At 68.7% G+C, this 11,844-nt stretch carries 10 protein-coding genes and 1 pseudogene; 6 read left to right on the top strand and 5 right to left on the bottom strand.

The genetic code is table 11. From position 1 onward, the window contains the following. The first annotated feature begins 39 nt into the window (after nt 1–39). The 4 genes from ACFXP5_RS11925 (at nt 40) to ACFXP5_RS11910 (ending at nt 3,814) form a co-directional block, all read left to right on the top strand. The gene (locus ACFXP5_RS11925; RefSeq protein WP_394544766.1) at nt 40–924 is read left to right on the top strand and encodes a TatD family hydrolase; all 885 of its coding nucleotides are present in this window, start codon (nt 40–42) and stop codon (nt 922–924) included. A 4-nt stretch (nt 925–928) separates the two neighbouring features. Then, the gene (gene eboE, locus ACFXP5_RS11920) at nt 929–2,092 is read left to right on the top strand and encodes a metabolite traffic protein EboE (RefSeq protein WP_394544765.1); all 1,164 of its coding nucleotides are present in this window, start codon (nt 929–931) and stop codon (nt 2,090–2,092) included. After that, on the top strand, nt 2,089–3,513 hold the full coding sequence (locus ACFXP5_RS11915; protein WP_394544764.1) for an alkaline phosphatase family protein: 1,425 nt from the start codon (nt 2,089–2,091) through the stop codon (nt 3,511–3,513). The genes eboE and ACFXP5_RS11915 overlap by 4 nt, the downstream gene beginning before the upstream one ends. A 76-nt stretch (nt 3,514–3,589) precedes the next feature. Next, on the top strand, nt 3,590–3,814 hold the full coding sequence (locus tag ACFXP5_RS11910; protein WP_394528401.1) for a three-helix bundle dimerization domain-containing protein: 225 nt from the start codon (nt 3,590–3,592) through the stop codon (nt 3,812–3,814). Between the two features lie 57 nt (nt 3,815–3,871). Here ACFXP5_RS11910 and ACFXP5_RS11905 read toward each other — a convergent pair whose 3' ends face one another. Next, nucleotides 3,872–4,861 carry an NADP-dependent oxidoreductase gene (locus ACFXP5_RS11905; RefSeq protein ID WP_394544763.1) on the bottom strand — a complete coding sequence of 330 codons (990 nt, stop codon included), beginning with the start codon at nt 4,859–4,861 and terminating at the stop codon, nt 3,872–3,874. Nucleotides 4,862–5,043: 182 nt separating this feature from the next. Between ACFXP5_RS11905 and ACFXP5_RS11900 the strand changes: the two genes are divergently transcribed. Further along, on the top strand, nt 5,044–6,408 hold the full coding sequence (locus tag ACFXP5_RS11900; RefSeq protein WP_394544762.1) for an APC family permease: 1,365 nt from the start codon (nt 5,044–5,046) through the stop codon (nt 6,406–6,408). Between the two features lie 21 nt (nt 6,409–6,429). Here ACFXP5_RS11900 and ACFXP5_RS11895 read toward each other — a convergent pair whose 3' ends face one another. Both ACFXP5_RS11895 and ACFXP5_RS11890 read right to left on the bottom strand, forming a co-directional pair. Further along, entirely contained in the window at nt 6,430–7,530 is a 1,101-nt protein-coding gene (locus ACFXP5_RS11895) for a hypothetical protein (RefSeq protein WP_394544761.1), read from the bottom strand. 98 nt (nt 7,531–7,628) lie between these two features. Then, nucleotides 7,629–9,233 carry a ThuA domain-containing protein gene (locus ACFXP5_RS11890; protein ID WP_394544760.1) on the bottom strand — a complete coding sequence of 535 codons (1,605 nt, stop codon included), beginning with the start codon at nt 9,231–9,233 and terminating at the stop codon, nt 7,629–7,631. A gap of 390 nt (nt 9,234–9,623) precedes the next feature. Between ACFXP5_RS11890 and ACFXP5_RS11885 the strand changes: the two genes are divergently transcribed. Beyond that, nucleotides 9,624–10,064 (top strand): DUF302 domain-containing protein, encoded by a 441-nt coding sequence (locus tag ACFXP5_RS11885; RefSeq protein WP_394544759.1) that lies wholly within the window; start codon nt 9,624–9,626, stop codon nt 10,062–10,064. Here ACFXP5_RS11885 and ACFXP5_RS11880 read toward each other — a convergent pair. Both ACFXP5_RS11880 and ACFXP5_RS11875 read right to left on the bottom strand, forming a co-directional pair. After that, complete coding sequence (locus tag ACFXP5_RS11880) at nt 10,058–10,966, bottom strand: DUF808 domain-containing protein (protein ID WP_394544758.1); 909 nt, start codon at nt 10,964–10,966, stop codon at nt 10,058–10,060. The two genes, ACFXP5_RS11885 and ACFXP5_RS11880, sit on opposite strands and share 7 nt — an antisense overlap. Nucleotides 10,967–11,111: 145 nt before the next feature. Further along, a pseudogene (locus ACFXP5_RS11875) lies at nt 11,112–11,544 on the bottom strand (M24 family metallopeptidase); the annotation flags it as partial. Nucleotides 11,545–11,844 lie beyond the last annotated feature (300 nt).

Genomic DNA, 11,844 nt, shown 5'->3' with positions numbered 1-11,844 from the left:
GCGCCGTCCCCACCTCACCGCCCCCAGAAAGGTGAACCGATGCGCATCTTCGATCCCCACATCCACATGACCTCCCGCACGACCGACGACTACGAGGCCATGTACGACGCGGGTGTGCGCGCTCTCGTCGAGCCCGCATTCTGGCTCGGTCAGCCGCGCACCACGGTCGGCTCCTTCACCGACTATTTCGACGCGCTCATCGGCTGGGAACGGTTTCGGGCCGCACAGTTCGGCATCCGTCATCACTGCACGATCGCCCTCAACCCCAAGGAGGCCAACGACCCCCGCTGCCGGGAAGTGATGGCCGAGCTTCCGCGCTACCTGATGAAGGACGGCGTGGTGGCCGTCGGCGAGACGGGCTACGACTCGATGACCCCCGAGGAGGACGACATCCTCTCGCAGCACCTCGCCCTCGCGGTCGAGTACGGTCTGCCCGCACTCGTTCACACCCCTCACCGCGACAAGGTCACCGGAACCCGGCGCACCCTCGATGTCGCCCTGGAGTCGAACCTCCCCATCGAGCACCTGCTGGTCGATCACCTCAACGAGACCTGCGTCGACATGGTGGCCGACAGCGGCGCCTGGATGGGCTTCTCGATCTACCCCGACACGAAGATGGACGAGCAGCGCGTCGTCGCGATCATGCAGCGACTCGGCATCGACCGGATGCTGGTGAACTCGGCGGCCGACTGGGGCCGCTCCGACCCGCTGAAGACCGCGAAGACGGGGCTGGCGATGCTCGATGCCGGATTCAGCGAAGACGACGTCGACCGCGTGCTCTGGCAGAACCCGATCGAGTTCTACGGGCAGAGCGGCCGGCTGATGCTCGAACCGGTGCCCGGATTCGAGCCGGCCCACCAGGGCGCCGAGACGTTCGAGGGCAACTCCGTCCTACGCGGCATGGCGACGCGACAGGGGGCGTGACGCGATGGAGCTCTCCTACTGCACCAACGTGCACCCCGCCGAAGACCTCGACGGCATCATCGAGCAGCTCGACGTGCACGCCGGTCCCGTGCGGATCGCCGCGGGACTCGCCTCCCTCGGGGTGGGCCTCTGGCTTCCGGCCGACACCGCAGCCCTGCTCGCCGAAGACGCCGTGTCCCGCGGCCGCCTCTCGGAAGCGCTGGAGCGCAACGGCCTGGTGCTGCGCACGATCAACGCCTTCCCGTACCGCGGCTTCCACGACGACGTCGTGAAGCTCGCGGTCTATCGCCCCGACTGGACCACGCCCGAGCGTCTGCGGTTCACGCGCGACTGCGCCACGGTGCTCGCCGCGATGCTCCCCCCCGGCGCCTCCGGCAGCATCTCGACCCTCCCCCTCGGGTGGCGGGAGGGGTGGGATGCTGACGCCGACGCCGACGCGGAAGCGAACCTCGCCGCTCTCCTCACCCACCTTCGGGACGTTCGCGACCGCACCGGCCGCACGGTGCGGGTGGGGATCGAGCCCGAGCCGGGCTGCATCCTCGACAACGTCGCCGACATCGTCGCGTGGCTCAGCGCGCGACCCCGCCTCCTCGAGGACGAACTGCTGGGTCTCTGTCTCGACACCTGCCACCTCGCCGTCTCCTTCGCCGACCCCGCCGCCGCGGTGGCCGAGGCGACCGCGGCGGGAGTGCGCATCGTCAAGGTGCAGGCATCCGTGGCCCTCGAACTCGGCGACCCCGCGGCCCCCGGAGCCCTCGCAGCGCTCGCTCCGTTCGCCGAGGCACGCTACGTGCACCAGGTGCGCGCCCGGCCGACCGGCGAGGGTGTCGACTACGCCGCCGACGACCTCGACGAGGTGCTGGACCCTCGCTCGGCGTGGCCGAGCGACCGAGCGTGGCGGGTGCACGTGCACATCCCGCTGCACGCGACACCGGCGCCGCCGTTACGCGCGACGACCGAGGTGCTGCTCGCCGCTGTCGACGCCGTGCTGCGTGCGCCGGGCGGCAACGACGCTCACCTCGACGTCGAGACCTACACGTGGTCGGTGCTGCCCGACCATCTGCAGCCCGAGACGCTCGTCGATGGCATCGCGGCAGAACTGCGGTGGGCGAGCGAGCATCTGGGCCACGCGATCTCCACAGACGCCGCGACGGCGGTGGCCTCGTGAAGAACGTGCTGCTGCTCGACATCGTGGGCCTGACCCCCCGCGCCCTCGCGGCCATGCCCCGCCTCCGCTCGCTCGGAGATCGCGGCCGCACCGTGCAACTCGACACGATCCTGCCGGCGGTGACCTGCAGCGTGCAGTCGACGATCCTCACCGGCACGATGCCGCGCGATCACGGCATCGTGGGCAACGGCTGGTACTTCCGCGGCCTCGGAGATCCGCTGCTCTGGCGTCAGCACAACACGCTCGTCGCCGGGGAGAAGGTCTGGGAGACCGCGCGACGGCACGATCCGTCCTACCGGGCGGCCAACCTGGGCTGGTGGTACGCGATGGGGGCGACCACCGACATCACCGTGACCCCGCGGCCGGTCTATCACGCCGACGGCCGCAAGAGTCCTGACGCCTACGTCCGCCCCGCCGCGCTCCACGATCAGCTCGTGCGGGATCTCGGCGACTTCCCCCTCTTCCAGTACTGGGGGCCGACAGCATCCATCGTCTCCTCCCAGTGGCTCATCGACGCCACCCGCGGCGTCCTCACCGAGCGGTGGGGAACGGCCGCGCCCGAACTGGTCACCTCCTACCTCCCCCACCTCGACTACGACCTGCAGCGTTTCGGTCCGAACTCCCCCGAGGCCGATCGCGCGGCGGCGGAACTGGACGCGTCGCTCGCCCCGCTGCTCGACGACGCCGAGGCCCGCGGGTACACCGTGATGGCCCTCGCCGAATATGGGATCGCGGACGCTGACCGACCCGTCGACATCAACCGGGCGCTGCGGCGCGAGGGACTGCTCGAGGTCTACGTGCAGGCCGGCACCGAGCAGCTCGATCCGTGGACGTCCCGCGCGTTCGCGGTCGCCGACCACCAGGTCGCTCACGTCTACATCGGCGACGAAGCGGACATCCCGCGGGTCGCGAGCCTGCTGCGTTCCCTCCCGGGGGTCGACGAGGTGCTCGACCGCAACGCCCAAGCCGCCTACGGCCTCGACCACGAGCGGTCCGGCGAGCTCGTCGTGGTCGCCGAACCCGGCGCGTGGTTCACCTACTACTTCTGGCTCGACGACGATCGCGCCCCGGAGTACGCGCGGGGCGTCGACATCCACCGCAAGCCGGGATACGACCCCGCTGAGCTGTTCTTCAACCCGGACGACCGCCTGGCGAAGGCGAAGGCGGGCCTCAACCTCGTGAAGAAGAAGCTGGGTCTGCGCTACGCGATGAGCACGGTGCCGCTCGACCCGACCTGTGTGCGGGGTACGCACGGCCGACTGCCGGAATCCGCCGCCGACACCCCCCTGCTTCTGGTCTCGGATGCCTCGCTGATCGACGATGCGGTCACCTCGGTGGCCGCGACCGACGTGCGAGATCTGATCCTGAGTGCACAGGGGGTCGCCGGGGAATCTCAGCGCGCCTCCACCCGGAAGGGGTGAAGGTCTCGGCGTAATCGGCAAACCGCGGCCGGTCAACCCGCTCGGCTGTCCCCTCCCTATCGCGCATGATGATGTGATGTCTCGATTCAGGCCACGCGATGAGTACGAAGCTCTGGTCTACGTGATCGACCGTCTCGCCGAGCAACATCCGTCCGTCGATGAGGCCGCCATCGTGGACATCATGGCGGAGGAGCTCGAGGCGTTCAGCGGGGCGCGGATCCGCGACTACATTCCGGTACTCGTGGAACGGCAGACGCGCTACCGGCTTCGCGCTCTCACCGAGTTGAGCTCGGTCGCCTGACAGAGGAGGAAGACGGGGCCGAGCCCTGCGAGGGTCGACCGGCCAGGACCCGAGGACTCAGCTGGCTTCCCAGACGTCGCGCGCCTTGAGGGTGCGATACGTCGTGACCGGGTGTGTCGCGAGGATGACCTTGCCCCGCGAGTGCAGCCGTCCCAGATCGGCGTAGGCCTCGGCGATGTCGGCGAGGGGGTAGAAGCCGGAGATCAGCGGGGTGAAGGCCCGCCGGCGAGCGAGCTCGACGACACGACGCAACAGCTCGGTGCCCTTCGCGACGGCGTCGGGGCTGCCGTCGAGCAGGGTCAGCTCGAGCTCGCGACGGTCGGCACTGGAGCGGTATCGAGCCGGCGGTATCTTCAGCTCGGCGTGCAGGCCGCTGCCGTCCTTGCCGAAGTTGTCGATCATCGCGGTCAGTTCCCGGCCGGCGGCAGCTTTGCGGATGCGGTCGGCCATTCCCTCGCCGTAGCGCACGGGAATGATGCCGAGCTGGCGGAGATAGTCGAAGTTGCGCTCGCCGCAGGTGCCGATGACCCGGGCGCCGAGGTGCTTGGCCACCTGCGCCTCGATGCTGCCGACACCACCGGCCGCCGCCGAGATCACCACGGTGTCGCCCGCGCCGATGCGGAGGTCATCGAGGGTTGCCAGCGCGGTGGCGCCCGCCAGGTAGAGGCCGCCTGCGACCTCCCACGTCACCTCGCGGGGTTTGATCACGAGGGCGTCTACGGACACGGTCACGTAGGTCGCATGAGCACCACTGCTCACGTGGCCGACCACCTCCGCACCACGCGGGAAAGTCGTCACGCCCTCGCCGCGGGCCACGACGATACCGGCGAACTCGCTGCCCGAGCGCCTCGGCCAGCTCTCCTCCCACGACGCTTCCGCGCCGCTGCGGATGAACTCGTCCACATGGCTGATCGCCGACGTCACGACCTCGACCGTGACCTCCCCCTCCCCCGGACCCGGTAGGTCGTGGGAGCGCAGGTGAAGGGCATCCGCGCCGCCCGGAGCGTCGTACTCGAAGACTTCCGTGCGGACAGGCTTACGGAACATGGCACGCGACCTTTCGGCTGTGGCAGACCTCTTCCGTAAGTTCTTCCGCCGCGAGGGCGTCGATGGATGCACGGAAGAGGGAATTCCCAGCAATCCGACCCGAGCGGCAGAAAAGTGTAGAGCAACGACCTCACAATCTCACCGGGGTGACAGGCAGCACGGCCAGCGTGTGAAGTTGGCGGATGACACAGGACACCGCAGCGACCTCTCCCCCGACCGAGGGCGGCCTCAAGCGAGGGATCACCACGCCCCTGTTGTTCGCGTTCATCGTCGGCGACACTCTCGGCGCCGGTATCTACACGCTCGTCGGCTCGATGGCCGCCGACGTCGGCGGGGTGATCTGGCTACCGCTGCTGCTCGCCCTGGTCGTCGCCCTGCTGACGGCCGGAACCTACGCCGAACTCATCACGAAATACCCCCACGCGGGTGGTGCGGCACGGTATGTCGACCGGGCCTTCAGCATCCCGTATCTGTCGTTCCTCGTCGGCTTCCTGATGATGGCGTCCGGCATCACGACAGCCGCGGCCCTGGCGAACGCGTTCGCCGGTGATTATCTCGGCGCGCTGATCGACGTGCCGCCCATCCCCACCGCGATCGTCTTCATCATCCTGCTCACGCTCATCAACCTGCGCGGGGTGAAGGAGTCGCTCGGGGCGAACCTGGTGGCATCCGTCATCGAGGTCACCGGGCTCGTGATCGTCATCGTGGTGGCGGCGATCGTGTTCTTCAGCGGGCAGGGTGAGCCGCAGCGCATCTTCGAGTTCGCGCCCGACGTGCCCCCGCTGCAGGGCGCTTTCGCCGCATCGGTCATCGCGTTCTTCTCCTTCCTGGGGTTCGAGGCCGCGGCCAACATGGCCGAAGAGGTCAAGAACCCGTCGAAGGCCTACCCGCGTGCGCTCTTCGGGGCGATCTTCACCGCGGCGACCGTCTACCTGCTGATCGCCCTCGGCGCCGTCATCGTGGTGCCCCCCGCCGACCTCGCCACCTCGACCGGCCCGTTGCTCGACGTCGTAGCCGCCAGTGGCATCGGCATCCCGCCGTGGCTCTTCGGACTGATCGCGCTCGTCGCCATCGCCAACGGCGCCCTGCTCTTCATGGTCATGGCCAGCCGCGTCGGCTACGGCCTCGCGACGGCCAACCTGCTGCCCAGCGCCTTCGCCCGGGTGCTGCCCAAGCGCCGCACCCCGTGGGTGTCGATCATCGTCGTGGGCGCCGCCACCATCGGCCTCAGCTTCCTGGGAGACGTCGCCACCCTCGCCGAGACCACCGTGCTGCTGTTGCTGCTCGTGTTCCTCGCGGCGAACGTCAGCGTGCTGGTGCTGAAGAAGGACAAGGTGGATCACCCCCACTTCTCGGTGCCGCGCATCGTTCCGGTGCTCGCCATGATCGCGAGCATCGTGCTGCTCACGCAGCAGTCGCTCGAGGTCTGGATCAGCGCGGCCATCTACGTCGCGATCGGCTCGGTGCTCTACCTCATCGCCCGCGCCGGACGTAAGCACAGCGAGCGCGTCTCCGCCGAAGACGAGAGCAGCTCGCCCGCGAAGTAGGCCGGCGGCTCAGCCCGCCTCTCACCGTCGTGTCATGGGAACGGCAGCCTGATCGGGAACCGGGTTCTGAGCGGATGCTGCCGCCACGGCGGCGTCGATGCGGGACTGCACGCGCGCCTCGGCCTTCCTGCGTGCGCGCAGAGCGACCACGACGGCGACGGCGAGGAGGGCGAGCAGCACGAGCTGGGACCAGGGGATCGTCCACGCGGTGAACGGAGTCGTCACCGTCACGAGCTCGGCTTCCACCGCGTCCTCGCCGACGATCACGGGTACGGCGGTCACGTCCCCCCAGGTGAAGAACAGGGGCCACACGTCGACGGCGACGGAGGATGCCGCCTGTTGGCGGGGCAGGATCTCCCGCACCTCGCCGGATACGCTCTCGCCGCCGACGCCCAGCAGACCGGCCGCCTGGGTGGTGACCGTCGAGCCGAGGCGCACGTTTCCGCTGTTGGACACCACGTAGTCGATCGTCAGGGTGCCGGGGGCGAACGGATTCCACGACGGGGAGTAGGACGCCTCGACGGAGCCGGGCACGACCGAGGCGACGACGTCGCCCGCGACCCGGAGGTGCAGGCGCACACCGACACGCGAGGTGACCTCCACGGAGCTGTCGTCGGCGGCGACCAGCTCGGCGACGACACCGGCGGGGTGATCACCGGGCGTCGCTTCCGTCGGGACGTCGACGCGGATCGGCACGACGGTCGTCGAGGCGGCGGGAACCTCGATGACGATGCCCCCGCCGTCGCGGGGGGTGGATCCCGCAACGGCGCCGATGCTCACCCAGGTGCCGCTGTCGACCGGCTCCGCCTCGGAGGGGAGCAGATCGAAGTTCCCCGCCTCGGTGACGACCCCGTCACTGGCATAGACCGCGAACGGTGCGGGGGCGGTGCCGAAGTTCGTCACCGCGACGAACTCGTCGACGGATGCTGCCGGGTCGATCGTGTGTCGAAACGACACCCGACCATCGGGCCCCTCGGCGGAAGACGGCGCTATCGCCCAGGTCGTCCCGGCGTCAGCGTCCGGAGCGGCCGACGGAGCTTCCAGGGCCGTCGCGGCCGTCGCACCACCGAATACAGCGGCGAGCGCGACGGCGACGGCGATGACGGGGCGGGTGCGCAGCATCCTGGTTCTCCTGTCTGTAGGGCCGGCGACAGCACCGACCCGGAACGAGAAAGTGCGGGGGTGGAGCCGTCGGCCGGCTCCACCCCCGCATCGACCGATCAGTCGGTCGGGAACAGCGACAGTGTCAGCCGTGCCGAGTAGTCGCCCTCCGGGGTTCCGAGCGGCGCGTCGAGGAACAGCCACGCGTTGACGTCGGTCACGCCGCGGCGCCCCTCGGGTGTCGCCGAGGCGAGCAGCGACGCCGTAGCCAGACCGGTGCCGCCGTCGATCGCGGTGTTGACCTGGGGTCCGGCAATGACGCCGTCGCGGGGTGTGACGACCTTCGGCGCCCAACCGAAGTTCTCGGCGCCCAACGTGTCATCGTCGGAGGTGAACGCGGAGGACTGGCCGGACGCTGCCCAACCGCTGTTTCCCGCCTGGGTGGCATTACGGGAATCGGACACCTTCACCGTGGGAAGACCGGCCGTGAAGCGCCAGCGGTCGGCGAAGCCTTCTTCCTGGTTCAAGCGCACCGCGTCGTTCACGTCGGCGACGGTCAAGGTGAGAGCACCGGGCGCGTCGACGATGGTGACGTCGATGGGCACACCGTCGGCATCGCTCGGACCGTCGGCCGTCAGGCCGCGCTGCCACTCGAGGAGGTCGTCGATCTTCGCGTCGAGCGCCTCGTTCTCGAGGGAACCGGCTGCCCGCTGGGCAAGGATCAGTGCGGTGATCGCGTCGGCATTCTTGTCGGCATCCGATGCCGTCTTGGCCGCTGCGAGGTGACCCTGCACTTCGGCCTTGACCGACTCGTCGCCGGTGGCTGCCGCGAGGACGCCGCCGACCTCGGGGAAGGTGACGCAGTCGCCGCCGCCGGACACGAGGCCGGCGGTCCACTCCAGGCCACCGAGGATGTGCTCGAGGAAGATGGGGTCGGTCCAGGCGGAGTCGACGTGGCCGGCTCCTTCGTACCAGGAGCGCCCGCCCTCGAAGTTCTGGCACCAGGCCAGCGGGTGGTCGGCACCCATCGCGCCGTTGCCCGGGTTGTACGTCGTCTCATCGAGCGTGATGAGGACGTGGACGTCTTCGCGCGGGTTGGTGGTGAAGTTGTACCACTCGTCGTAGCGCGACCACTCGGCCGGGAGCATCGTCGTCGAGGGATGTGCCGGGTTCTCGACCCGCATCGTGGCCTGCTGCTGAGCGGGGTGACTGCGGAACCGCGCGCCACCACCGGTCAGTTCGCTGTACCACGGCACCGCGTGCATCGCGTCGGTCGCGGCGTGCAGACCCAGGTAGCCGCCGCCGCCACGGATGTACCCCTGGAACGCCGCGAGCTCGGCATCGTCGAGCAGGCGCGGGCTGGCCGGGTTCTGACTGTTGGTGCCATCCACAGGGGAGGCGAAGACGATCGTGGCGTACTTCGACAGGTCTTCTGTCGAGGTGAACGGGCTCTCGGTCATCGAGAGGGCGGGCTGCCCGGGCGAGCGTCCGACCGGGGGGTCCCAGACATCGACAGTGAAGCCGTTCTCCTCGCCGAGTTTGATCAGCGCGAGGGTGGTGTCATCGATGTGCGAGTGGCGGAAGCCGAGCGTCTCGCCGACGACCAGGATCTGATAATCCTCGTCCGCCTCCGCACCGATCGCCGCGTTCGGCGCGACTCCGAGCCCGACAGCAACACCGGCGACCGCAACCACGGCCCCCCATGTGGACACAGGTTTCTTCATAGCAATCTCCCTTGAATGCCTGACATGAACCAGCGGGCGCATTAAGTTGCTCGACCCGACATATTGGTGGTCGCGACGCTATCATCGGCGTCGAGAGGGCGTCAAAGGTCGACCAGCCGCCTCCGGAACGGACTTCCGACGGCAGTTGACAGCACGGTCAGCCTCGTCGTCCGAAGACCTGTGAGCGGTCCCGGGGAGCGACTCCGAGGAGCGGCTGCCTACGGGATCGATGGTGCATTCGCGTCGGACAGTCGCTCGATCGGCGCTCCCCGCCCGACTTCTGCCGCACGCTGCTCCGGACGGGCCGAGGGAAAATCTGAAGTTTTCTCTGCACAAAGGGGCATGACAGGGCCCTGGTACCCGGGTCGGGCACCTGCCACCGTAGAAGCCATGGACACGGGGAACGGCGCGCACGGGAGCATGGTCGTCAAAACATCAGCGGACACGGCCGGGCCCGTTCTCGCGCGGCTGCGCGAAGGCATCCGCTCCCGCGGTATCCACGAGTTCGCCGTGATCGATCACGCAGCCGGTGCCCGCGCCGTGGGTATGGACCTGCCCTTCGAGACCGTCGTCATCTTCGGCAACGCTGAGGTCGGCACTCCCCTGATGCTCGCCGACGCGCGGACAGGCCTGGACCTGCCCCTTCGGGTGCTCGTGAGAGCCCTCCCGGCCGGCGGGTCGGAAGTGCTTTACGACGACCCCCGCGGCCTGGCTGAGAGCTTCGATCTGGCGCCGCAGACGGGCGTCCTCGACCGACTGTCACGGCTGCTCGACAGCCTCACCGACCACGCTCTCGCTGGGTCGACCGGGCGCGGCAGCGACGGTCAGTGAGTCGACGGCGCCGGTGCGCCGGCGACGGCTTGCTTGCGGGGCAGGACGCGCGAGATCCCCATGACGATCGCGACGATGATCAGTCCGAGCACCAGTCCGAAGACCGCCGACATCGCGGTGTCCACGATCCAGACGATGACGGGGCCGGCCGCCTCGATCGCGTGCGTCACCGCGTGAACGACGTCGTACGGGCCCGACCAGAAGGTCTCGTGCAGGTTCTCGATCACGAGGTGGCCACCGACCCACAGCATCGCGACCGTGCCGACGATGCTGATGACCCGGAAAACGGCTGGCATCGCGGCCACGACGCGCACACCCGCGCGGCGCACCTTGCGGGATTCGCTCTTCATCAGTCGTAGCCCGACGTCGTCGATCTTCACGAGCAGAGCGACAGCGCCGTAGACGAGGATCGTCATGGCCAGGCCGATGACGATGAGTGCACCGAGGGTCATCCAGATCCCGAAGTCGGAGTCGAGGCTCGCCAGGGCGATGAGCATGATCTCGGTGCTGAGGATCAGGTCGGTGCGGATCGCGCCGAAGACGAGTTTCTTCTCGTCGCGCGGTTCGTCGTCGGCCGCCTCGTGGTGCGCGCCGAACCACTCGAGCACCTTCTCGGCGCCCTCGAAGCACAGGTAACCGCCGCCGAGGATGAGCAGGAACGGCAGCACCAAGGGCGCGAAGGCCGTGAGCAGCAGCGCGATCGGGATGATGATGACGAACTTGTTGACGAGACTGCCGAGCGCGATCTTCCAGACGACCGGCAGCTCACGCGCCGGCGTGATGCCCTGCACGTACTGAGGAGTAACGGCGGCGTCGTCGATGACGACACCCGCGGTCTTCGCGCTGGCCTTGAGCGCCGCGGTCAAGATGTCGTCGACGACAGCGAGCAGTCCAACTGACATGTGCGCTTCTCCTCGTCGTGCGGGATCGGCCCACTCGGTCGCGCTGCGACGGCCATCCCGGCTCCTCGTTCGAGGCTATCCGCCGGTGAAGGATTCACAGAACCGGACCCCGAACGGCCGCCGAACTGGTATCCCCCCTCTCGGTTCATCCGTTGACAGGGTCGTTGGCCGCACCAAGATGCGAAGGGAGGGTCAGAATCTCGGCCTCACCGTCCGTGATCGCGATGGTGTGCTCGCTGTGCGCGGTGCGGCTGCTGGTGGCACTGCGCGGCGTCCACCCGCCGGGGCCGGTGACCAGCGTCGCGTTCTCGGCCATCATCCACGGCTCGAGAGCGAGCAGCGGTCCGGGCTCCAACCGGTAGCCCCTGCCGGGGCGTCCGCTGTTCGCGACGTGCGGGTCTTGGTGGATCGTCGATCCGATGCCGTGGCCGCCGAACTCGAGGTTGACCGGGTAGCCCGCCTCGTCAAGCACGGTTCCGATCGCGCGGGAGATGTCGCCGATACGTGCTCCCGGCCGGGCGGCCGCGATCCCGGCGCTCTGGGCACGTTTCGGTGGCGTCGATCAGCGCGACACTCTCGGGGATCTCGAACGAGAAAATTCCCCCGATTGACCAGGGAACTCTGGCGGAGACGGAGGGATTTGAACTAGCACTCCGTCGGATCGAACCGTCGCGAGGCGAGTTTGTCCGTATCATCCGACCCGCGGGGTGCCTCTGGGGGCGCCTGCTACGCCCCAATAAACGTGGCGTGAAGGTGGCACATACTCATGAGTGGCTGTGCTGCGGAGCACATTTCTCCGACCGTCTGAAACACTCCCGACCTTGGCTCCCCGCAATAGCCCTTTCGACACCGAGCGCCCGCGGACCCAGCGTCATGAA

This window comes from Microbacterium hanjuni (assembly GCF_043556395.1).
Classification (GTDB): domain Bacteria; phylum Actinomycetota; class Actinomycetes; order Actinomycetales; family Microbacteriaceae; genus Microbacterium.
The sequence above is the reverse complement of the archived record's forward strand: the minus strand, read 5'-3'. Positions and strand labels throughout refer to the sequence as shown.